Consider the following 22170-nt stretch of genomic DNA (forward strand, 5'->3'; position numbering starts at 1 on the left):
GCTATTTTTCGCGGCAGAAGAAGCATTTTTCTGCCCAGTCTTTAGGCATTTCCTGCTGGCATTTGGGGCACATCAAACCCAGTTCGCGGATGGTTGTGCAGGTTTGGCAGAAGAGTTCTAGTACTTGGGTTTTGTTTGTTGGTTCTTTTACCAGTGTTGTAACCATTTGGTTGATTAGGTCTTTGATTTGGTGGCTGTTTTCGAGGGTTAGGTGGTTGCCGCGTTCGCGTCCGAGGTAGCGGCTGACGGCGGATTGGGATAAGCCGAGGAGGTCGGCGGTTTGTTTTTCTGTTAAGCCGTGGTTTTCTATTATGGTGCGTGCCATTATGGCTTTGACTGCTGGGAGGACTGTTTTGACTCCTACTTCGCATGGTAGTATCAAGGTTTCACCTGAATATTGGTTATTTTGTGGGGTAACTTATTTAAGTATGACGCATGTCATTAAATATGACGCGTGTCAAGACGGGTTAGCAGTTGTATTAAACACCTAAGCACACCATACCTCCACTTCCTCCCGCCTGACACCGCCAAGGAGACCAAACAAATGGGTAACGTCCTCCAATCTTCCCCCGACAGCCACAAAAAAGACCTCGCCACTATGCTAAAAACACTCGACGCTGAATGCCGCAACTGTGCACCCACCTCACCACTCGAATGCATCAACCGCTGCCAAGCCTATAAACTCAAAAATGAACTTCGCAAACTCAACCAAACAATGGAGAACCCAAACTACCTAAAAGAACTCTTCAACGTACTTAAAAACGAAACTCGGCTCCACATATTAAAAGCCATAGCAGACGGCAAATACTCCGTCAGCCAGCTTCAGCAGGAACTCAAAAAAACTGGCCGCACCCACAGCCAAGAAACCATAAACGAAGAGTACCTTCAACCTCTTCTGGCAGTGGGCTTAGCTAACGAATCATGCGACGAATACTACGCCACACACTTCGGCGGCCGCCTAACAGAAGTCCTCGGTGTTTTTCCTGAATTCGCTGAAGTTTTGCCTGCGCGTTCGGAGTGCCATGAAGAAACCCTGCTCAGATCGCTTTTGGCTGGCCCAAAAACCTTTGAAGAAATAGAAACCGTAATTTCCCCCAAAGTTGCATCACGCATCCTGAAACGTTTACGTGAAGTCGGGTTAATAGAAACACCCGAAGACCGAGATTACATATTCTTTTTCCGCTCCAAACGTGACCCTTCACTTGAGACTTTGTCAGAAACAGAACGAAAAGTCTACGACAGCATCCCAAATGAGGGCATATCCGCAGGTAAACTGTCCAGAGAAACTCAGCTATCCACACGTAGAATCTACAAGTACCTCAGAGGCTTAAAGGGGAAAAAACTGGTTTTCGTAAGAAAAACCCCCAAAGCATACGGCTTAACCTGCAAAGGCGAAACCTTAGCTTCAGTTCTTGAAGGTATGCATGAAATAGTTGAGGAAACGTGGAATTCTTCCCAAAAAGTCTTCCACGCCGCCGAAAACTCTTAACTCCACTTTTTTGTGTTTTAGCCGCCGCCCGGTGCGCCATGGAATGGTACATTCTCCCAGAGCATCTTCCACCAGTCGTCTTCGGTTATGGTTTCGCCTTTAACGATGATTTCAAGGGTCATCTTGAGCATGGCGTGGTGGCGGATTTCGTCTTCGAGGATGGCTTTTAGGAGGAAAACGACTTTTTTGTTTTCGATTTCGGGGATTTTTTCTTTGAGTACTTTGATGAGTTTGGCTTCTATGTCGATGTGTTTTTGGATGAGTTCCCGCTGCGTGTCTAGGTCACCTTGGGTTAAAGCTGTCGATGCACTTGTCAGTAGAGTAATCGCTGAAGTGTAAAGCTCAGCGTGCTTAACCGAATCCAGAGATACCCCTTTTAGAACGCCTTTAACCGCGGGGTTCTTCATATCCACGATAGCTTTCTCTAGTGATTCTACGATTTCTTTTTCTACGTTAACTTGATTTTTCAAGAAATCAAGAAGCTCTTTTTTTGGTTCCACACAAAATCCTCCAATCGATAGGTGTTAAGCGGTGTTCATCAAGGTTTCGGAAATCTTTTTGCCAAGCTCTCTGCAGGCGTCGAGTGCTGTTTGGTCAGGAATGTATTTGGCAAGTACCGTCGGTTCGACGATTTGCATTTCAAACTCTTGTTTCATAATGTCAAGAACAATCTTTGGCGCTTCCCCACTCCAACCATAGGAGCCAAACGCCGCAGCAAGTTTACCTTTGAGATTCAAGTTTTGGGCTGAGGCTTCTTCGAAGAGGTTCTTGAAGTCGATTGGTATTTCTTTTCTGTAAGTCGGCGCTCCCAAAGCTATCGCGTCATAATTGGTTAATTCTTGTGCGTCCACGTGGTAGTTGACATCCACTTCGACACCATTTACGCTCTGGGCGCCTTCAGCCACAGCTTTCGCCATCTTTTCAGTGTTCCCACTGCGACTATAATACAAAACAAGTAATTTCTTCATACCCTAAAATAGGCTTGGAAAATATTTCAATATTGTGTTTGCCTGCTTGAAAACCTCAAAAGAGGCAGAAAAGACAGAACCTCAAGCGGCTTTCCTACCCGCAAGCTTCCTTTTTGCTCTACTATTTTTCTTTGCTCTATTGCTTCTGCTTTCACCACCTTTTCTGCCGATCTCCTGATAAAACTTGGAACCACGCTGCTCAGCCACAGTTTCGCCACCTTTCTTGCCGATGGCGCGGTAAAATTCTGGGCCTCTCTCGCTGGCAACTTTTCTTCCGCCGATTCTTCCAGCTTCTTGTCGGGTCATTTTTCTTTTTTGCTCAGTTTTCATCGCCAAAAATTATTCACCTCCAAAGATTCAGGTCTGAAATTACTTTAACCAATTATACGTCTTAAGGGTATGTGGCTTTCATGGGGCAACCACAAAACAGGTTTATTGAATTTTGCCGATTTCTTTAGTTATATCGATGGGTGAGTTGTAGGTTTTTTCTGGCAATCTGTTGATGACGTTCATGACATCGTCGGGTGCATCCTTGGTTTGGGCGTTGTTAACTAACTTCTCTTTTTCTGCAGGGTAATGCATACCCTTTAGGTACTTCTCCACGATGGCGGGGCTTACATGTCCTGCTTTGCCGCTTCGGTCAGTGTATTGGCGTCTTGTGCCTCTGCCCTGCCCGATTCCTCTACGCCGTGTAGTGATTGTTTGTTCACTCGTGATTTACCACCTCCAAAAATGTTCAAATAAAATCTCAAAGTAACATGTTAATTTGAATGCTAACTTATCTTTCTTCGAATTCTCTTCCTTGCTCAATGAGTCTTCTTACTTTTTGTCCCCCTTTATGACCGATTTCACTGTAGAATTCTTCACCATGGGTTCTAGCGGTTTTTTCTCCACCCATTCGACCTGCTTCTTGTACAGTCATCTTTCCCTTCCTTCGATTTTCAGACAAACAAACTCACCTCCACAAACATCAATCATCTATCTTCTTGCTCTTTTCCTTCCTTGATTAGCCGTTGAACCCTCAGTCCACCCTTATGCCCAATTTCTTCATAGAACTCCCTGCCATGCGTCTCCGCGGTCCTTCGACCTCCCTTGTGCCCTCCTAATCGCCCTGCTTCCGCCACCGTCATAGTTCCCTTCCTTTTTTGAGCCAACAATTTCACCTCCACTAAAACAAGTCACCCACAAAGGGTTCCCTGAACTGGTTTGACCTCTACTTATCCTTCTTCGTACTGTTTGCCTTCTTGGATTAGTCGGCGGACTCTTTGTCCTCCTCTGTGTCCTGCTTCTTCTAGGCTGGTTTTGCCTCTTGCTTCAGGTGTACCCTCATGCTGTTTGGCCCGTTCGGAGCCGCCTTTGCTGCCGATTTCACTGTAGAATTCAGGGCCGTGAGTTTGAGCCGTTTTTTCACCACCTAAACGACCTGCTTCTTCTACAGTCATTTTTCCTTTTCTTCTGTCTGCGCTCAAACATTTCACCTCCAAAAAAGTCGTACGGTAGCTTTCTACTCAATGACCTAGCTTAGAACAAGCTTCTTAAACGTATGTGGCTGTCCATAAACAGCAACAGCCAACAATACAAGCTAGCCTTAGAGATACACCTACATTACAAAAAAATAACCGATTTTTAGATTGCTTTAGTTTATTCTTTTTCGCGGGCTTTACCCTGCTCCACAAGTTTGCGGACACGTTGCCCTCCTTTTGGTCCGCCAATCCTTCCGCCTTTACGTCCAATTTCACTGTAGAATTCTTCGCCATGCGTCTGCGCGGTTTTTAGTCCTCCGCGGCGTCCAGCCTCTTCAACAGTCATTTTTCCACGTTTTTCCTCCAAAAATGTCACCTCCCCTAAACTATCGACCTAAAAACAGAGCCTTCAAAACAGGGCTGCTTATTCTCTTCCTTCCCGTTCCTTCCCCGCTTGAATCAGTCGGCGAACCCTTTGTCCTCCTCTGTGTCCTGCTTCTTCTAGGCTGGTTTTGCCTCTTGCTTCAGGTGTACCCTCATGCTGTTTGGCCCGTTCGGAGCCGCCTTTGCTGCCGATTTCACTGTAGAATTCAGGGCCGCGTTCTGCTGAGACTTTTTCGCCGCCTTTGCGTCCGATTTCTTCGTAGAATTCGCGTCCGTGTGTGGCTGCGGTTTTTTGTCCGCCTTTCCTTCCTGCTTCGGCAACGGTCATTTTGCCCTTTCTGGTTTCTTCTGTTCGTGTACTCAAAAAATTCACCTCCTACTAAACGATGGAAAAGCTAACAAGATATTTGCCGAATAACCGCTCATAAAGATATGTTGTTGTCGCATGGCAGTAACATACCAAGCTAGCCATAGAAACACACTTGTAGACTTGTGCTGTTGGCGTGCTTTTTTCTTCTACTTCTCCTATACAGCCAAAAAACAACAGAGAAAACCGTCTGTTTCAGCAATTTAAATATCGGGCAGGGTTGAACTACTATGTTGCTGAGTGCACCATGAAGGTTCTCCTCGTCAACCCGCCGCAGACATTCTACCCCGGCTCAGACCCACCCGCAGGCAACCTGCCCTTGGGTTTAATGTACATAGCTGCGGTGCTCCAGAAAAACGGTTACGCAGTGGAGATTTTGGATACGTTTATGGCAGGTGCGGAGTTTGAGGAAAAAAACGGCGAATCAGTAACCATCGGGTTCCCCCTTAAGCGAATTGAAGAGGAAATCCGAAGCAGAAACCCTGACATAGTGGGCATCGCGGGGCCCTTCACCAGTCAAATCGGCCACGCCATCGCCGTCAGCAAAGCCGCCAAAGACGCCAACCCAAACATCCTAACCGTGGTCGGCGGACCCCACGTCACCTTGGTTCCCAAAGAGTTCCTCGAAGAAGCCCAATCAGTGGACATTGCTGTAGCAGGCGAAGGCGAATATGGCATGCTGGAAATCGCCCAACACTTCGAAGGCAAAAAACCGCTCAGCGAAATCAAAGGAATCGCGTACCGCCAAAACGGCACCGTCGCCGTCAACGAACGACGACCCTTCATCGAAGACCTCGACGAATTGCCATACCCCGCCTACGACTTGGTAGACATGGAGCAGTATCTTGGACCAAGCAAGATTGGCTACCGCAGTTTTCAAAAACGAGCCATCTCGATGATTACCAGTAGGGGGTGTCCGTTTAACTGCTGTTTCTGCTCGGTGCACCTGCATATGGGTAAGGGGTTCCGTGCACACAGCGCCAAATACGTCCTCGACCACATCCAACACGTCGTAGACAAGTACAAGGTCAAAAACATCTTCTTCGAAGACGACAACCTAACCCTTGATTTGAAACGCTTCGAAGCCATCTGCGACGGCATAATCACGCGGAAAATCAGAATCGGCTGGGAAACCCCCAACGGCGTCCGAGCCGACCGCCTCACCTTGGAGTTGCTTAGGAAGATGAAGCAGTCAGGCTGCAAAAGCGTGTTCGTCGGCGTGGAATCGGGCGACCAGCAAATCCTCGACAAAGTGGTCTGCAAAAGCCTCGACCTCAACCGCGTGGTCGAATTCGCCAAGAACGCCAAAGAAGTCGGCTTAAAAACAGGCGCCTTCTACATCATCGGGTTCCCGGGAGAAACAAAGCAGAATATGCAGCGCACCGTCGATTTTGCCCTTGAAATGAAGCGTAAATACGATGTGGGTATGCACTTGTTTGCGGCGACCCCATCTTATGGCACACGGCTCTATGAGGAGTGTAAGGCTAAAGGGTATATCGCTGCGGATTTGTCGTGGAACAGTTTTGCACAAGCCCGCCAAGCAAGAGGGCTCCCTTTGATTACCACAGATGAGTTTACGCCTGCAGAAGTCAAAGAGATCGCTGCTAAAGCGTTGGCAGAATACAAAAAAATACACCTGATCAATCTGGCGAAGCACCCCACTAAGGCACTTAAGACAGCGTTCGATCAGCCACAGCTGATCTGGAAATACCTCAAAAACTTACCGCCATAAAATTTTGCTCAAAATTGGATTGAGACAAAAAATTATTGCTTCACTGTTCCTAATTGTTGCTTCTCCCAATTAAAAACGGTTGCATTTCACCATGTAAACTAATCTGTCGATAGTAAACTGTACATTTATAGTTTAAAGTAACAAGGATATTTTCGATTCTCTGTTTTTCTTCGGTAAACGTGTTGGCTGCTTTACCAATTTGCTTGTGAACTTCGATAATTAAAACTGGCTTGTTTTTTGTAATGGTGTCTTTAGCGCCTTGCAATATTGGTGTTTCGTATCCTTCTGTGTCTATTTTGATCACGCCTACGTCGGAAAAGTTAAGGCTGTCTAATTTTCGAACTGGGACATCAATTGTTTCCCCTCCAGGCAGGTTGACTTCTTCATCCATAGTTCCTGTCACAGCAAACGGGGTAATCCCTAAACGACCCGAGCTATCTCTGTCTCCTATAGCGTACGGGAATGGGTGAATCTGTGGGAATTTTTTAGCTCTCTGTTTTAGAATTCGGAATGCTTTAGGCATTGGCTCATACGCATAGACTTCACGCCCTTTTTTAGCAACAAGAAGGGTCCAATTGCCAACGTTTGCTCCAACATCAACGAGGCACTTTCCTGGTTCAGGGATTATGTATTCTTTGAGGAAGTCTTCGCTGCCCTCGTCATCCCCTTCGTCAGAGAAATCGTCAACTTTGCTAAAAACATCATAAACGGCTCTGGGAAAAGGAATTCTTCTACGATTAAGTACGCGGAGAATGATGTTCAGGATCATGAATGCATCTTTTTTGTTTATAACTATGTCGTCGATTTGTAGCTGTGCCTTTTTGATGTATGTTGACATGATTAATAGTTTGTCTGTGGGAAGCATATAACGTTATGTCTTACTGAGCAAAAATTGCGCCCGATTCTAATTCATGTTAATACTCTGTCTGGTAGGGAGGTGGCGGGCCCGCTGGTATTCGACAGCCCTGACACGAATTTATCCTGTTGCCGCTTGATTACTGTTTAAGCTGGTTGCTAAACACCGAAAGTTGATGGTTCTCCGAATTTTATTCTTAGCCTTTAATTTAATAAAAAACACGCCGACAGCCACTATGCCAAGTGTTAAAACCACTGCAACGACATAAGGAAATAGCGCTAAATCTGATGACATTTCAGAGCCTGTCGTCTCTTTTTTATCGTCTATTTTGGCGTTAGTGTTATCAGGTATATTTTCACCATTTACGTTAAAATGTATTGTACTGCTGTCTAGCCCGATATTATTGTTAGAGTTTGGAAATTCATATCTAGCATAAACAGTGATATTATGAGGGCCAATAGGCATGTCGGGTAGAGTTGTATATCCACTAATTAAGTGATATGAAAATATCGAGATAGAGGTTTTACCATCAGCATCCGTATACTCTAGAGGTACTGGAGTTACTTTGATGCCTACGGTTGTATTTTTTTCTCCATCAATGCTGTAAACAAACTCTATATCCGATTGCTCTGGTTTAAGAAAACTCTTGACTGAGAAGTTAAGGGTTAGAGGTTGAGAAATATATGTTATGTTTGATGGTGAAGTGATGTTGATAGGTGATACAAGGATGAATGCTTTACCCTCAGGGGTATGTTGTGCAGCCGTAGTTTGATTCTCAATCGATAAAGTGGCTGAGAAACCTAATACAAGTAGAGCAAGCCAGATTGTAATTTTTTTCAATCTTAGCACCTAACACTGTTATAAAAAAGGTCTTATTTAATTCTAATTAAGGAACACTTTGTTCCAAACGAGGAACATATTTCTTTTTCCACTTCTATAAAAAAAGGGTTTAGGGCAAGTAAGCAAATAAGCATGCCAAGTCTATCTATGTGTTTGTGAACCATAACATATCCGCTAAAAGGTCATTGTAAATACATTGATCGCCCATCATAGTGTTACAGCCAACGGCGGCGTACTTATACGTAGTTGATGTATAACCGACATAGTGATATGCCCACGAATTGATCAGTTGTGTATAACCGATAGGTTCCCAACTCCAGTCTAAACCGCTGTTACTACCCCAGACTATGATGTAGTTACCTGTATGTCCGGGTCCTGTAGGCCCAAGTTTGCCATAGACGTAGACTTGCCCAAATGAATAGTCATAGCTTAGTCGCCCCGCTATACCTGCCCCTTGATTAAGACCAGTCGTTAAAAACCTTGTATAGTCATAGTTGATGGAACCGCCAAGAATACCGTTAGGGTTAATCACCTGGCCACCGTACAAGGGTTCTATTTTAGTCAGGTACGTCAAATAGCTTGGATTAACCGTTAAAGCAGAGGGCTGGAATTTCAAAACAGCGCCATTTGTGTCCGCAATCATTTTTTCCCTTAGCTCGATTTGCTTTATCCATAAACCTCGAATTTCAGCTAATTTAGCGTCAGTTGCATTAGGATACATCAAAGCAATTGATCCTTCGATAAAATCTGGCAAAACTTTTTCGCTCTTTATGGTTGCCGCTTCTACAGCAGTTAAGCTACTAGCCAATAGTGCTGCTGAAAGAATGACTACGAGGACAAGCTTAACTTTTTGCATTCTCAATTTATCTTCACCTCCCCTCCTTTATTATCGCTCAGAAGCAGATGATACAAATGATTTTTTGATTTCTTTTAAATTTTTATGTTAATCATATAACATAAGATGTCAACGCTCAAAGATAACCTTCTGAGGTAAGCATCGCTTTTTGTATATTTACATGCTGCTGATGGAAAAGAAATGTCCCGGACGAGAGAGTTTACGGTAGACTAGGATTATGTGCCGCCGCAAAATTCGTTTGGAAGTACTTCAACGGGACTGCCTGCAACTGCCGAACCTGAAACCTCTCAACCTACGATAAATACTGGATAATCGATAGATGCAGGTAGCTTTCAACCTCTGGAAAACCCTGGACATACATCATAGTTTGTGTTTCAGTATCTTTATTGGCGGGTCTATATGGATTCGGAAAAAATCTAAAAAGGCCCGTATAGAGGCTTAAGATGAAGATTAGCTATAACTAGGTAAGATAACGTTGAGGCTCAAAGGCTTGTTTTTAGTAGTCATTATAATCATTGCAAGTTTAGCTTTCATCTATGCGCAGTCTGTTGCACAAATGGGCATCCATATTCAGCTTTTCCACCAGACGACATTAACCCAATAGCTTCCTTGGAAAAAACACGCTAAAGTATCCACAAGCGGAACAATTATTCCCATATCATATAAATGCGAGACGTGCAGCGCTGAGTCTAAACGTTATTGGTACGGAAAAAGACCAAAAGTTGTTTCTGCTTCTTAAATTCTCGGCGACAAAGTATTACGACCCTCAACCAACATAAAAAAGAAAAGGGAAGGTTTGTTGTGCAGGATAAATTCGTTTGGGGGGTGGCGGGCCCGCTGGGATTTGAACCCAGGATTCTCGGCTCCGGAGGCCGATGCCTTAATCCGTGCTAGACTACGAGCCCACAACGCAGAACCAAACATGCAAAGAACATTTAAAGCTAACCCAGCTTACTCTTGGATTAACTCTTCATCTATCCACCAAGCTTTCTTCTTTCCCGACCGTTCTCCAGCATAGTATTCGATGATGGCTTTTCCCGCCTGTTTCTTGCTGTTCTTCTCGATCTTCTGCAGCCTGTTGAGCACCAGCCAGCGGTTAACTTTGAGGTAATCCGCCAATTCGGGGGTAGTGGCTGATTTATAATTCATTAGGTACTCGATGATTTTGCGGTCTAAGTCGTCGGTGGCGTATTGGTAGGGGTTGATTTTACCATGCTGGAAGGTGAGAATGTCGAGGTCGGCGAGGTACTTTTTGATTTGCCCAAACTGCTCTTCAAGTTGCTGCATGCGGGTTTCGAGGGCTAAGAGTTTGTCGGGTTTGGGGGTTTTCTGCAGTTTCTCGGCGATGGCTTCACGGATAAAGTTGCTTCGGTCGCCTTCGGGGATGCGTAGAGCGATTTCTTGGTAGACTTCTTCGGGGAGTTTGACGGTGACGATTCTGGGTTCAGTCATGTTTAGCCCTTGACTGGCTATTATGTGGGGTTTTGTATTTCAGTTTTCCCCAAACCACCAAAAATTTCAGCAAGGCAACAGAAAATCGTTTACGGCAATTACGGTTTTGGTTTAAGCAATAAACGATTTATTTAAGTAAAACATGATACAGGACACGGTGAGCAATGTTGACCGATTGGTCTAAAAAGGATTTGCTGATTTTAGCGTTTGATCATCGAGCATCTTTTATCGAGAAACTATTCGGAATCAAAGGCCGACCCCCAACACCTGAGGAGAAAAAGAAAATTCAGGAAGCTAAAGAAATAATTTTTGAAGGCTTCAAGCTGGCGCTCAACAAAAAGGTCCCCAAAGACATCGCAGGACTTTTGGTTGATGAAGAATTCGGCGCAACCATCCTCTCCGAAGCCAAAAAGGAAGGCTTCAACTTCGCCATGCCCGCAGAGAAGTCAGGTCAAGACGAATTCGACTTCGAATACGGCAGCCAATACAGCCGCCACATCGAAGAATTCGACCCCACCTTCCTCAAAGTGCTGGTACGCTACAACCCAGAAGGTGACGCCGCCATGAACAAGCGCCAACTCAAGCGTCTAAAGGAACTAAGCGACTACCTCGCCAAAACAAAGCGACCCTTCCTATTCGAACTCATCGTCCCCGCAACCTCCGCGCAGTTGGCATCGCTGGGCGGTTCCAAAGAGCGATATGACCTTGAACTTCGCCCCAAACTCATGTGTGAAAGCCTAAAGCAAATCCAAGACGGCGGCGTGGAACCAGCCATCTGGAAACTTGAAGGCGTCGAAGACCCCGCCAACGCTAAAGCCATCGTTAAACAAGCTCAGGCAGGCGGACGCAAAGCGGGCGTCATCACCTTGGGACGCGGCGAATCCAAAGACAAAGTCAAAGAGTGGCTTGCAGTCGGAGCCAAAATCCCCGGCATCATCGGCTTCGCAGTGGGCAGAACAATCTTCTGGGATCCCCTCGTCGAGTTCCGAGCTGGCAAAGCAACACGTAGAGAAGCGGTTGAGAAAATCGCCCAGAACTACATGGAGTTTGTAGAACTCTGGCAAAACGAGAGGAAAAAGTGACCAATATGACATCTCTTCGATCTCTTGGGCCATCCTTAATTCGCATAACCACCGCTGGAGCCGTCGGAGCAGCATTACACATCGGCAAAGGCGACCCCGACATGGTGGATCAAACCGCCCTAGATTTCTCAAGGGCAGTCATGAATCAAATGGAAATCGACGGCGAAGTCATCTGTTGCGAAGGACCCAAAGACAACGCGCCCGCTTTTAACAACCGTGAAAAAGTCGGCACGGGTAACGGTCCCAAAGTGGAGTTCGTTATCGACCAAGTGGACGGCACAACTGCTACGAGCAAGGGCAAAAAAGACGCCATCTCAACCTTGGCTTGTGCCCCTGTAGGTTGCCTCCAAGTTTTGCCTGATGATGGCTACTACTTTAAAGTTGCAACTAATGGTGTTGCAAAAGGAAAAATCAACCTTGACATGTCTATTGAAGAAATAGTAACAACCATCGCTACACTCAAGAAGCGACCTTTAGCGAATTTCACTGTTATCATGCTGGAAAGACCTCGACATGACGAATTGCTTGCACGCCTTAGAAAGATGGGTGTACGCATCATCTTGATCGCTGACGGAGACATCGCAGGCGCCATCGTAACCTGCTTGCCTGATTCAGGTGTGGATTTGTTGGTTGGTGCAGGTGCAGGAGCAGAAGCCACCATCGCCGCGACCGCAGTGAAATGCCTCGGAGGGACGATGCTTGTTAAGGTTTGGAAGGACAAAAAAGACGATCCCAATAGAATGGCACGCCTTGAAGCTGCAGGCGTAGACATAAACAAGACTTACACTGAAAACGAGTTAGCTAAAGGCAACGAGATGATTTTTGCTGCATCAGGCATCACTAAAGGCGAAATGCTCGACGGCGTGCGGTTCATTCAGGGTGGCGCAAAAGTTCAATCGCTCTGCACACGGTTGCCCAGCGGAACCATCGAGTGGTCCTCGACGATTCTGAAGTTCAAAGAGCACCCAGTTTACAAGCAAATAACCTAAAAATTTTATTTGGGGTTTTATTCCCCAACCTTCTTTTCATCTAAAAAAGAAAAAAACGGTAATCGCTAGATTTAGCTGTGGTTTTGCACGTGGCCTCCGTGAGGGTGCGTGTGTGGGTGCTCGTGGGTTTGCCCGTCCTCGTGGGTGTGCGCATGTACATGTTCATTTTCTGGTGCTGCTTGGTCTTCGGGAAACACTTGCCCAGTTAACTGAGCCAACTCACGGTACCTCTGCTCTACTATATCGTGGAGTTGTTTTCTTAGCGCTTCGCCTGATACGTTGCGTTGCTTGAGCAGAGCCGTTTTCTTAACTAACTCTTCGTCGCCAAGTCCCTTAAACCAATTCTCAAAGTCTCCGCGTTTAAAGTGGAACTCGACTGAGATGATGTCTGCTTTTTCTATTTTTCCGACAAAATCACGTAGGTTGTGGGCGTGCATGCTGAGGGGTTTGCCGACGGTGGCGTAGAAGTGGAAGGATTTGTCATGTGGGGCGTAAGCGAGGATGGATGTGGCTTTCTCTTTTGTGATTTCAGGAATACCGAGCGCTTTTTTGCCTGCTGCGGTTATGACGTAGAGTCCTTTTTCTGGACTAGAAACGTAGCCCATGCGTTGAAGTCCCAAGAGGTGCATCATTACTGGCTGGAACTCTTTATGGGCATCTTTAGCGATATCCATAGCTTTCATCGGTTTATCCAATAGAAGCATGGATTGGAGAATTTCCAATTTAATAGGTGATAAACTCATCTTTGGGCACCTTGCCTCTTAGTTGGTTATGTGTTTCAGTCTAATCAAAGTTTTCCCCAAACCCTACAGAAACCATGAGCAATCTCTTGGTTTTTAGGCAGCATCTCAGGGTTGGGTTAGGTAAAGCTTTAGTACAGAGGCGTCCACTGCTAAATGGATAAATGGTGACATTCAAAGCATGAAGATAGCTGTTTTTGTCTATGAATATCCACCTAAAATCGTAGGTGGACTCGGCACCTACGCTGCGGAGATCACCCGCAAATTCGTCCTCAACGACCACGACGTAACTGTCTTCACAATGAACGACGACGAAGGCTCCATGCCAACCCGAGAAATCTGGCGCGGCATCGAAATCCACCGTCCTCTACACATAGATATCTCTGACTCGCTTCCCGACGTCATATCTGAAGACATTAAAAAGTGGGGGCGCGGACAGCAATTCTTCGGCAAACTCATGGTTTACAATTACCTATCTGCTGCAAAGCTTGTTAACGAATTAATCAAGCAAGAATGTATGAAGTACGATGTTGTTGTTGCCCATGACTGGCTCTCTGCGATGGGCGGCGTAACCGTTAAGCGTGAAACTAACTTGCCTTTTGCGTTTCATGTGCACTCTACTGAAAAAGGGCGCACTATGGGCAACGGTTCAGGTGTTGTTAGTAACATCGAGTTGCGGGCTGGTCTTATGGCTGACATGGTGGTCACCGTTTCCTACGCCATGAAAGATGAACTTATCGGGCTTGGTTTTCCACGCGATAAAATACAGGTCAGCTACAACGGCGTAGATCCGCAGAAGTACAATCCTGAAAACGTTTCAAAAGAGGACATTGCTCGTATCCGTGCTAAATACGGCATCAAAGACGACGAGTACATGATTCTCTTCTTAGGCCGACTCGTAGTCGTCAAAGGCGTAGATAAACTCATTATGGCTATGCCTCACATCTTATCAAAAATTCCCAAAGCAAAACTTGTCATTGTCGGCGTTGGCGACTTGCAGGAGTACCTCACTAACCTTACTCAGATAACCAAGATGGGTGACTTCGTCAAGTTCTGCTATGACTTCATCCCCGAAGAAGAACGCATACGCCACTACGCAGCATGCGACATCGCAGTTTTCCCCAGCCTCTATGAACCGTTTGGCATCGTTGCCCTTGAAGCCATGAGCATGGAAAAACCCGTCGTCGTTGGCGCGGCAGGCGTGAGCGGTATGCGTGAAATCGTCATCTGCTGCGGACCTGAACAATGCGGCTACCACATCGACCCCAACAACCCAAGCGATATCGCATGGGGAGTCACCAGCGCTCTGGAAAGTCCAGAGTGGAGTAAAACACTTGGTAAAAACGGCAGAAAACGCGTTCTAGCAGAGTTTACATGGAACAAGATCGCTGAGAAAACCGTTAAGCTCTACGAAACCATCTCTAAACGGTAAACGCTTTGTCTGAAAGCTTTGATTTAAAACGTCGAGTTGCACGGGAAGCCGCAACCCTTCTCTATTTTGGTGCTGAAAAAGAATACAAACAAGCTAAAGAGAAAGCCGCGCAAACTTTGGGCTCAAACTTTTTGCCCTCAAACCTCGAAGTGGCCTTGGAATTGGACAAAATTGCTGAGGAAAACGAGGGAGAGAAACGTAAAGCACGCTTAATCGAGATGCGTCAGGAGGCTTTGGATGTGATGCGGTTGCTGTCGGCGTTTTGTCCAGTGCTAATTGGTAGTGTCTGGCGCGGAACCATAAAACAGGGCAGTGACATCGACATCGCCGTCTATACGGATAATCCTGAACTGGTTCTTTTGGCTTTGAAAGCAGGCGGAATCAAAATAACTAAAACTCAGTGGACAACAGTCAACAAACAAGGCGCCACTTTGGAGTCCTACCACATCTACGCCCAAACCACCGCCAAGCATGGCTTGGAAATCGTTGCTCGACGCAGTGAGGAAGCGGGGAAGAAGCGGCGCTGCGAAACCTTCGGAGACGAACTCAAAGGCCTCAACATTCTGCAGCTTGAAAAAGTCTTGCAGACGCACCCAACGAGGCAATTTATACCTCAATAACTCCTGAAAACAATGTTTATCCATCAAAAAAGGACTTAAACCACCAAAACCAATCCTAGACTCAGCTGATGCCAGATGGAAAAGAAAGACCTCAAAAAAATGTTCCCCCATCTCTACGAAGAACTCCAATCAGGCGACGTCAAAGTCTCAATCAACGGCATACGTAAGAATGCGGCTGAGGCAGAGGGCGAAGTGGAGGGATGTGGCTGCGACGAGTGGCATGAAGGCGAAGAGGACCTGGAACAGTGCACTGAGACTCCTGATAAGCTGCGGCATTTTAACCCGCAAGCGGTGGATTTTCTGCGCAGATGTGACACCGAAGCGCAGGCTGAGGAGATAATTGCTTACTTGGAAAAGAAGGGTGAAATCACCAAAGAATACGCCAAAGAGTTAAGGTGTCAACTCAAAAAGGACGGCGTGCGGGTTTTTGGGCCTAAAAAAGAAGAAAACCATTACTTCCGTGAAGGCGGAATTTACTAAGCCCGTGCCCTTTCTACATTTTCTTCCTACATCAACTCTTAACAGAACGCATACGATAAGAATCGAGCCTAAACAAAATCTTGTATCTGCCTTTCTCTGTTGAGTTAAATTCTCTAGTTAACCGGTATTTTTCTTCATTACTGGTTATTATGTTGGGTTTTTTGTAGTTGTTGAGAAAAATATTAATGCATCTTAACCTGAAAAACTCTTTTGGGAGAAGGTGTAAATTGATCGCAACGGGTGAGACACTGTTTGTGTGTCCAAGGTGCGGTAAACCAACGTTGTCGGTGCATAGGAAAACCTATGAGCGAACCGTGATTTTCAATTGTAGCAGTTGCCGCCTAAACTCAGAGTTTGAACCATCTAAGGAAGCCTACTTTGACGCTGCTGCAAGCTGGCAAGAATTCACTGCACAGCAAAAACACGCAAAATAAACCGTTTACGTTTTGAGCTGCCGACTCTTAGGGATGCCCAAAGCATAGACTATTCCATATCTCTTGGTTGGTTGCGCGTACTCTATAGTTTTTTTAGATTATTGGTGAAACTATTAAGAGCCAAAACACGTTGATACATTTGCCAACATACATCTCCAAGGGTGCACTGCTGGCGAATCAGGCGTTTACTTTCCAGATTAGGTTTCAGCCATTTTACACCTGCCCTGCTAAACGCTGAATTCGCCAGCAAATTCTATTCTCCAAAAAATTGGCAGTCGTTGAGGTTTGGTGTGGATGGCAAGACTTAATTATTAATTGCCGCCTATGAGTTGCCATTTAAGGTGACACAGCAAGTGAAAGCTATAATCTTTGGAGCGCCAGGCGCAGGCAAAGGCACCTATTCTTCAAGGTTGCAGAATCAGCTTGGCGTAGACGTTATCGCTATGGGCGACATTTTCCGTGAATCCGTAAAACAAAATTCCCCTCTGGGTAAAAAAGTCAAAAGCTACGTCGAAAAAGGAGCACTTGTCCCCGACGACGTGGTGATTGAGGTTCTAAAGGAACGCTTAAGCCGTGTACCCAAAGGCAAAGGCTTTCTGCTTGATGGTTTTCCACGCACAACTGAGCAAGCAGACGCTTTGGAAGGTATCACCAAAATCGACGTCATACTACAGTTGGATGTGCCAGACGACATTATAATCGCCCGTTTATCCTCTCGTCGTGTATGCAAAAAATGCGGTGAAGTCTACAACATCCGTTTCCTCAAACCTAAAAAAGAAGGTATATGCGACAAATGCGGCGGAGAACTCTACCAACGTGCAGACGACAACGAAGAAGTCATCAAAAACCGCCTGCAAGTCTACAAAAACCAAACCGAACCACTCATAGCTTACTACAAGAAAAAGAAGGTTCCCTTTGTCGTTTCAACCACCAAGTCGCTGGATTCGCCACCTGACCCGATGGTTGCCAAGATGCTTGAGGAACTAAAGAAACTAAAAATCAGCTAAATATCGAGGATAAACTCCAAAACCACCCGTTCAGGTTCGCGGATAACCACCATCAAATGGTATGTTACCGCTTTAACGCCTACTTTCTGCGGGTGCTTTTTGGGGTCAAACTTTTCTCCCCAAACCTTTGCCGTGAACTTAAATTTTTCAGCGGTTTCTTTCCAGTCAACGATTTGGAATCGACTGTAGAGCATGCCGTCAGTTTCAAACTTCACCAGCAAAGCTTCCAGCCAGTTATACAGCAACGCGTATTGGTCTTCTGCTTCTACTTCTATGGTTTCCTCTGTAGTCTGCGCGATTTTGTCGCTGTTAGTCATGGTTTCAAACATGGCAAGCGCCGCGTTTTCGTAGGCTTGCTCCATGCTTGTTCCAAACGCACGGACATAGACGTCAGCGGTATGCTCCAGAAACTCAAATCGCCCCGCAAACTTTTCTGGTTTTACAACTTTTTCAGGCTGCTTCATGCCAAATCAACTGTTAGATACAAAGAAGAAGGAAGGGAAATAAAAAGTAATGCCGCCTAAAAGAATTTGGAGGCTTTGTGGATGGCTGCGGCGGCGAGTTTGGCGCTGTTTTCGATGTCCGATAAGCTGAGCATGCCGACGGGGCTGTGAATGTAGCGTGTGGGGATGGATATGGTTCCGCTTGGGATGCCCTGCCGAGTGATGGAAATGCGTGCTGCATCAGTGCTGCCCATCAAGCCTGATTCCAGTTGTACAGCGATTTTTTCTTCTTCCGCGGTATCTCTGAACCAACGCAGAATTTTGGGGTGAGTAATCAAGCCTGAATCACTAATCGTCAATGCGGGTCCTTTACCCATCTTGACGGTGGTGTCAAACTCGCGCACGCCTGGCACGTCACCTGCGATGGTTACATCTAAAACGATGGCGAGGTCAGGGTCAACGCCGAAAGCCGCAGTTGCTGCACCACGTAAACCGACTTCTTCTTGCACGGTGCCCACTGCGTAGACGGTGCAGTCGGTTTTTTTGAGTAGCCTCATGATTTCAATCATGGTGGCGCATCCTGCGCGGTTGTCAAAGGCTTTTCCCATCACAACGTCTGAACCCATTTTTGTGTATGTAACATCGAAGGCAACTGGGTCGCCGACGGCTATGCCCATTTTGGTGACTTCTTCTTTGTTTGCTGCGCCGACGTCGATGAAGAGGTCGTCGTAGTTTAGGATTTTTTTGCGGTCCTCCTCTTTTTGTATATGTGGCGGTTTTGATCCGATGACGCCGGGGTAACATGTGTTTTTGCTAAAGACCCTGACTTTCTGTGCGGGAAGAATGCGGTCGTCGATTCCGCCCATTTTGCTGAATTGGAGAAAGCCCTCTTTGTTGATGGTTTTAACCATTAAGCCAACTTCATCCATGTGAGCGGCAAGCATGATTTTAAGGCCGCTGGGTTTGCCTTTTTTGATGGCTATGACGTTTTCCATTCGGTCGATTTTGATTTCGTCTGCGTATGGCTTTAACATCTCAGCCATAAGGTCGCAGACCTGGTTTTCTCTGCCTGTGACTCCGCAGGCGTTGGAGAGTTTTTCTAAGTTTTGGTTCAGGGACAATTTGGTGCCTTCCGTGATTTGGTTGTTAATGGGTTGATAGGTTTATTATTAAACGGTTGCGGTTGATGCAGATGTTTTTTTCCTAATGGATGTTTTTTCCTTTATGGTTGGATAACTTTTTTATCTTACTTTTAGGTATTACTTTTTGGTGAGATTTTGGTTCAATCTGTGACTGTTTCCACAAAAATCCCCAAACAACTCAAAGAAAAAATACACCGCCTCAAAATCAAACCCTCCAAAATCCTACGCAAAGCCCTTGAAGACGAAGTCAAAAAAAGAGAAGTCGAAGAACTAAAAAAAGAAATCGCCAACCTCAAACCAACACTCGAAAAAATAACAATGACTGACGTCATTAAATGCATACGAGAAGACCGTGACAGCCGATGAAGTACCTCTTTGACGCTTCAGCCATCTTTAAAGCCATAAAAGAAAACAAAATCGAAGCCCTCGCAGGCAACTACACAATAGAGTTAGCAAGATACGAGTTGGGCAACATCCTCTGGAAAGAGCACACCTTACACGCCACGCTATCAGAGCAAGAAGCAAAAGCCTTAGCAAAAACCGTCAATCACACCCTCTCCATAATGGGCATAATAGAAACCGTCGGCTACGAAGAAGAGATTCTGCAAACAGCCATAAACCAAAAAATCACCTACTACGACGCCTCATACGCTCACATAGCCAAAACAAAGCAACTAAAATTCATAACCGAAGACACTCGACTAATCAAAAAGATAACCCCCACAACAAACATCACATCACTCGACGATGTCACTTGATAGCTTGGTTGTTAGATATAACAAGCAGTTATTCTACGTCGGAAATGTTTATGCAGTAAGACTCTTTTAGACACACCATCTAAGGCGATATAGTTGCATACGAAGAAAATCGGAAAGAACCTCTATCAAGTTGAATTAGACACAGGCGGCATTAAGCAACTTATCTGCAGCTACATCATAGCTGGCCCTAAACCGATGCTTGTTGAAGCAGGCCCAACCAACTCAGTGCCCAACCTTCTAAGCGGCATACAAGAGCTGGGCATAGCGCCCCAAGCTATCGAGTACGTCGCCGTTACCCACATTCACCTTGACCACGGCGGAGGCGCAGGCACCCTACTCAAGCACCTGCCTAACGCTAAAGTCCTTGTTCACCCCCGCGGCGCACCCCACATGATTGACCCTGAACGCCTCTGGCCTTCTTCACAAGCAGTTTTGGGGTTTGTTAGCGAAATCTTCGGCAAACCTGAACCTGTTTCCAAAGACCGTGTAGTTTCCCTCACAGAAGGCACCTTTGAATTGGGTGCTGGCGGCAACCTATCAGTGCTCGAGACGGTTGGGCATGCTTCGCATAACTTGAGTTTCTTTGAGTCGTTCAATGGTGGGGTTTTTCCTGGCGATGCAGCGGGAACGTTTTTGCCTGATTGTGGGGTGGTAGTTCCGACGACTCCGCCGCCGTTCCACCTTGAAGCGGCATTAGCTTCGTTGGATAAACTCATCGCGCTTAACCCAACCGTGCTGTATTTTAGTCACTTCGGTATCGCAGACAACGCCGTGGAACGCCTCAAAGCCTACAAGGTGCAGTTGCAGTTGTGGGCAGACATCGCCGAAGCAGGCGTCAAGGCAGGTCTGAGTTTGGAGCAAATCCGCGACAACATAGTCGCCCAAGACCCCGTCATGACCCAAATCAGTGACTACGTCAAAGCTCATCAAATCTACAAGAAAACCGTGCTCGAAAACTGTGTCCGCGGCTTCATCGAATACGCCAAAACCAAACAGAGCAAGCCGCAGTCATAAACGTTATAACATCCAACATCTTTTGTTTGGGTCGGTGAAAGGAATGGGTGAAAGTGAAAGTAGACCCGCGCCTGAGCGGGTTCCCATAGAGAAAGTTAACGATTACATGTGGCAGATCCCCAAGTATAAATCCGCCATGCACGTTCCAGGCGTTATTTTTGCCAATCAGGCACTTTTAGAGAAAATGCAAACCGACCGCACACTGTGGCAATGCAGCAACGTCGCACAATTACCAGGCATCTACAAACATGCAGTTACGTTGCCTGATGGTCATGAAGGTTACGGTTTCCCCATCGGTGGAGTCGCAGCGACGGATGCAGAAAACGGTGTGATTAGTCCTGGCGGCGTCGGTTACGACATAAACTGTGGCGTTCGGCTTCTAGCAACTAATCTATCCGATAAAGATATCCGCCCCAAACTTGCCCCTCTATCCGAAAGCATCTTTCGCAACGTGCCCTCAGGGTTGGGCAGCAGACGTAAAGACCTAACCATATCCAACCGCGACCTAGAAGCCCTCGCCGTCGAAGGCGTCCAGTGGCTTATTGACCGTGGGTTTGGTTGGGCAGAGGACGCTAAACACTGCGAAGAAAACGGCCGCATGAAAAACGCCAACCCGGACAAGGTTTCGCAGACTGCTAAAAACCGTGGGCTTTCACAGATTGGCACGTTAGGATCAGGTAATCACTTCCTTGAAATTCAGAAAGTGGACAAAATCTTCAACCCTAAAACCGCTAAAGCTTTCGGGTTAACCCATGAAGGGCAAGTCACGGTTATGATTCACTGTGGTAGCCGTGGATACGGACACCAAGTCTGCAGCGACTACCTCCGCGTCATGGAGCACGCCGTCCAGAAATACAAAATCAGCCTCCCCGACCGCGAACTCGCCTGCGCTCCTGGTAACAGTCAAGAAGCCAGAGACTACCTTGAAGCCATGGCATGCGCAGTTAACTATGCCTTCTGCAACCGTCAAGCCATCATGCACTGGGTTCGCCAGAGCTTCCAGCAAGTGTACGGGCAAGACCCCGAGAAATTCGGCTTAAAACTCGTCTACGACGTAGCTCACAACATCGCCAAAATAGAAACCCACGATGTCGGCGAAGGAATGCAGAAAAAGGTGATGGTTCACCGCAAAGGTGCAACCCGCGCTTTCCCTGCAGGCCACCCCGACGTCCCCGAAGACTACCGCAGCGAAGGACAACCAGTTCTCATTCCGGGCAGCATGGGCACCAGTTCATGGGTGCTGGTTGGGACACAGAAAGCGATGGATTTGAGTTTTGGTTCAACAGCGCACGGTGCAGGTAGAATGATGAGTCGTTCAGCAGCTAAACGGCAATTCTGGGGTGGAGACATAAAAAGTAGCCTCGAAAAACGCGGCATTGCTGTCCGAGCGGCAAGTGCCTCAGTGTTAGCCGAGGAAGCCGACCCCGCCTACAAGAACGTGGATATGGTTGCGGAGGTCAGCCACCAAATCGGAATCGCAACCAAAGTTGCGCGGTTGACTCCTTTGGCTGTCGTCAAAGGCTAAACACTTTTTTCCTTTTCTTTTCATCAGCCACCATATAGTTTAGTTACTGAAAATTAATATCCAGATAATCCCAATCATTAAATAGCGATTTTTTCTG

30 protein-coding genes and 1 tRNA gene are annotated in these 22170 nt (G+C 46.4%); 13 read left to right on the forward strand and 18 right to left on the reverse strand.

Annotation, left to right across the window (positions count from 1 at the left end; translation table 11 throughout):
• Position 1: 1 nt before the first annotated feature.
• Positions 2–382 carry a hypothetical protein gene (locus tag NWE96_01460; protein ID MCW3982646.1) on the reverse strand — a complete coding sequence of 127 codons (381 nt, stop codon included), beginning with the start codon at positions 380–382 and terminating at the stop codon, positions 2–4.
• 162 nt (positions 383–544) lie between these two features.
• Here NWE96_01460 and NWE96_01465 point away from each other — a divergent pair, with 162 nt between their 5' ends.
• On the forward strand, positions 545–1489 hold the full coding sequence (locus NWE96_01465; GenBank protein MCW3982647.1) for a hypothetical protein: 945 nt from the start codon (positions 545–547) through the stop codon (positions 1487–1489).
• Positions 1490–1506: 17 nt separating this feature from the next.
• Here the strand turns inward: NWE96_01465 and NWE96_01470 are convergent, their stop codons facing one another.
• The 9 genes from NWE96_01470 to NWE96_01510 all read right to left on the reverse strand — a co-directional run bounded on the left by NWE96_01470 (position 1507) and on the right by NWE96_01510 (position 4632).
• A complete protein-coding gene (locus NWE96_01470) occupies positions 1507–1989 on the reverse strand; it encodes a ferritin-like domain-containing protein (GenBank protein ID MCW3982648.1) in 483 nt (160 codons plus the stop codon).
• 24 nt (positions 1990–2013) lie between these two features.
• Positions 2014–2457, reverse strand: a complete 444-nt coding sequence (locus NWE96_01475) for a flavodoxin domain-containing protein (protein ID MCW3982649.1) — start codon at positions 2455–2457, stop codon at positions 2014–2016.
• Between the two features lie 81 nt (positions 2458–2538).
• Positions 2539–2787 carry a general stress protein gene (locus NWE96_01480; protein ID MCW3982650.1) on the reverse strand — a complete coding sequence of 83 codons (249 nt, stop codon included), beginning with the start codon at positions 2785–2787 and terminating at the stop codon, positions 2539–2541.
• Positions 2788–2889: 102 nt separating this feature from the next.
• Positions 2890–3060, reverse strand: a complete 171-nt coding sequence (locus NWE96_01485; protein ID MCW3982651.1) for a DUF2795 domain-containing protein — start codon at positions 3058–3060, stop codon at positions 2890–2892.
• A 175-nt stretch (positions 3061–3235) separates the two neighbouring features.
• Positions 3236–3406, reverse strand: a complete 171-nt coding sequence (locus NWE96_01490; protein MCW3982652.1) for an Em GEA1 (EM1) — start codon at positions 3404–3406, stop codon at positions 3236–3238.
• Between the two features lie 25 nt (positions 3407–3431).
• A complete protein-coding gene (locus tag NWE96_01495; protein ID MCW3982653.1) occupies positions 3432–3611 on the reverse strand; it encodes an Em GEA1 (EM1) in 180 nt (59 codons plus the stop codon).
• 63 nt (positions 3612–3674) lie between these two features.
• The gene (locus tag NWE96_01500; GenBank protein ID MCW3982654.1) at positions 3675–3899 is read right to left on the reverse strand and encodes a hypothetical protein; all 225 of its coding nucleotides are present in this window, start codon (positions 3897–3899) and stop codon (positions 3675–3677) included.
• Positions 3900–4098: 199 nt separating this feature from the next.
• Positions 4099–4287, reverse strand: coding sequence for an Em GEA1 (EM1) (locus tag NWE96_01505; protein ID MCW3982655.1), 189 nt, complete (start codon positions 4285–4287; stop codon positions 4099–4101).
• 57 nt (positions 4288–4344) lie between these two features.
• Entirely contained in the window at positions 4345–4632 is a 288-nt protein-coding gene (locus tag NWE96_01510) for a general stress protein B (protein MCW3982656.1), read from the reverse strand.
• Between the two features lie 286 nt (positions 4633–4918).
• Here NWE96_01510 and NWE96_01515 point away from each other — a divergent pair, with 286 nt between their 5' ends.
• Entirely contained in the window at positions 4919–6403 is a 1485-nt protein-coding gene (locus NWE96_01515) for a B12-binding domain-containing radical SAM protein (GenBank protein MCW3982657.1), read from the forward strand.
• 49 nt (positions 6404–6452) lie between these two features.
• On the opposite strand, the gene NWE96_01520 is transcribed toward NWE96_01515, so the two are convergent.
• The 5 genes from NWE96_01520 to NWE96_01540 form a co-directional block, all read right to left on the reverse strand.
• Positions 6453–7241, reverse strand: a complete 789-nt coding sequence (locus tag NWE96_01520) for an FkbM family methyltransferase (GenBank protein MCW3982658.1) — start codon at positions 7239–7241, stop codon at positions 6453–6455.
• 138 nt (positions 7242–7379) lie between these two features.
• Positions 7380–8099 (reverse strand): hypothetical protein, encoded by a 720-nt coding sequence (locus tag NWE96_01525; GenBank protein ID MCW3982659.1) that lies wholly within the window; start codon positions 8097–8099, stop codon positions 7380–7382.
• 145 nt (positions 8100–8244) lie between these two features.
• Positions 8245–8961 (reverse strand): hypothetical protein, encoded by a 717-nt coding sequence (locus tag NWE96_01530; protein ID MCW3982660.1) that lies wholly within the window; start codon positions 8959–8961, stop codon positions 8245–8247.
• A gap of 820 nt (positions 8962–9781) precedes the next feature.
• Positions 9782–9860 (reverse strand) — tRNA-Arg (locus NWE96_01535).
• 46 nt (positions 9861–9906) lie between these two features.
• A complete protein-coding gene (locus tag NWE96_01540) occupies positions 9907–10407 on the reverse strand; it encodes a hypothetical protein (protein MCW3982661.1) in 501 nt (166 codons plus the stop codon).
• A gap of 167 nt (positions 10408–10574) precedes the next feature.
• On the opposite strand from NWE96_01540, the gene NWE96_01545 reads away from it, so the two are divergent.
• Both NWE96_01545 and NWE96_01550 read left to right on the forward strand, forming a co-directional pair.
• On the forward strand, positions 10575–11489 hold the full coding sequence (locus tag NWE96_01545) for a DUF2090 domain-containing protein (GenBank protein ID MCW3982662.1): 915 nt from the start codon (positions 10575–10577) through the stop codon (positions 11487–11489).
• Between the two features lie 5 nt (positions 11490–11494).
• Positions 11495–12478 carry a fructose-bisphosphatase class II family protein gene (locus NWE96_01550; GenBank protein ID MCW3982663.1) on the forward strand — a complete coding sequence of 328 codons (984 nt, stop codon included), beginning with the start codon at positions 11495–11497 and terminating at the stop codon, positions 12476–12478.
• Between the two features lie 71 nt (positions 12479–12549).
• On the opposite strand, the gene NWE96_01555 is transcribed toward NWE96_01550, so the two are convergent.
• Positions 12550–13221: a DUF5752 family protein gene (locus NWE96_01555; protein ID MCW3982664.1), complete on the reverse strand. Its 672-nt coding sequence runs from the start codon at positions 13219–13221 to the stop codon at positions 12550–12552.
• A 178-nt stretch (positions 13222–13399) separates the two neighbouring features.
• On the opposite strand from NWE96_01555, the gene NWE96_01560 reads away from it, so the two are divergent.
• From NWE96_01560 to NWE96_01580, 5 genes are all read left to right on the forward strand, one after another.
• A complete protein-coding gene (locus tag NWE96_01560) occupies positions 13400–14650 on the forward strand; it encodes a glycosyltransferase family 4 protein (GenBank protein ID MCW3982665.1) in 1251 nt (416 codons plus the stop codon).
• A 5-nt stretch (positions 14651–14655) separates the two neighbouring features.
• Complete coding sequence (locus NWE96_01565) at positions 14656–15270, forward strand: nucleotidyltransferase domain-containing protein (protein ID MCW3982666.1); 615 nt, start codon at positions 14656–14658, stop codon at positions 15268–15270.
• 75 nt (positions 15271–15345) lie between these two features.
• Positions 15346–15750 (forward strand): DUF2095 domain-containing protein, encoded by a 405-nt coding sequence (locus NWE96_01570; GenBank protein ID MCW3982667.1) that lies wholly within the window; start codon positions 15346–15348, stop codon positions 15748–15750.
• 227 nt (positions 15751–15977) lie between these two features.
• Positions 15978–16184 carry a hypothetical protein gene (locus NWE96_01575; GenBank protein ID MCW3982668.1) on the forward strand — a complete coding sequence of 69 codons (207 nt, stop codon included), beginning with the start codon at positions 15978–15980 and terminating at the stop codon, positions 16182–16184.
• A 353-nt stretch (positions 16185–16537) separates the two neighbouring features.
• Positions 16538–17191 carry an adenylate kinase gene (locus tag NWE96_01580; GenBank protein ID MCW3982669.1) on the forward strand — a complete coding sequence of 218 codons (654 nt, stop codon included), beginning with the start codon at positions 16538–16540 and terminating at the stop codon, positions 17189–17191.
• Here NWE96_01580 and NWE96_01585 read toward each other — a convergent pair.
• Positions 17188–17655 (reverse strand): archease, encoded by a 468-nt coding sequence (locus NWE96_01585; GenBank protein ID MCW3982670.1) that lies wholly within the window; start codon positions 17653–17655, stop codon positions 17188–17190. The genes NWE96_01580 and NWE96_01585 overlap by 4 nt on opposite strands.
• 56 nt (positions 17656–17711) lie before the next feature.
• The gene (locus NWE96_01590; protein ID MCW3982671.1) at positions 17712–18749 is read right to left on the reverse strand and encodes a M42 family metallopeptidase; all 1038 of its coding nucleotides are present in this window, start codon (positions 18747–18749) and stop codon (positions 17712–17714) included.
• Positions 18750–18911: 162 nt separating this feature from the next.
• Here NWE96_01590 and NWE96_01595 point away from each other — a divergent pair, with 162 nt between their 5' ends.
• The 4 genes from NWE96_01595 to NWE96_01610 all read left to right on the forward strand — a co-directional run bounded on the left by NWE96_01595 (position 18912) and on the right by NWE96_01610 (position 22073).
• Positions 18912–19142 carry a CopG family transcriptional regulator gene (locus tag NWE96_01595; GenBank protein MCW3982672.1) on the forward strand — a complete coding sequence of 77 codons (231 nt, stop codon included), beginning with the start codon at positions 18912–18914 and terminating at the stop codon, positions 19140–19142.
• Positions 19139–19534, forward strand: coding sequence for a type II toxin-antitoxin system VapC family toxin (locus NWE96_01600; protein MCW3982673.1), 396 nt, complete (start codon positions 19139–19141; stop codon positions 19532–19534). Before NWE96_01595 ends, NWE96_01600 begins: the two co-directional genes overlap by 4 nt.
• A gap of 93 nt (positions 19535–19627) precedes the next feature.
• Positions 19628–20548 (forward strand): MBL fold metallo-hydrolase, encoded by a 921-nt coding sequence (locus tag NWE96_01605; protein ID MCW3982674.1) that lies wholly within the window; start codon positions 19628–19630, stop codon positions 20546–20548.
• A 43-nt stretch (positions 20549–20591) separates the two neighbouring features.
• Positions 20592–22073: an RtcB family protein gene (locus NWE96_01610; GenBank protein ID MCW3982675.1), complete on the forward strand. Its 1482-nt coding sequence runs from the start codon at positions 20592–20594 to the stop codon at positions 22071–22073.
• Positions 22074–22170: the final 97 nt, after the last annotated feature.

This window comes from Candidatus Bathyarchaeota archaeon, from assembly GCA_026014685.1.
Classification (GTDB): domain Archaea; phylum Thermoproteota; class Bathyarchaeia; order Bathyarchaeales; family Bathycorpusculaceae; genus Bathycorpusculum.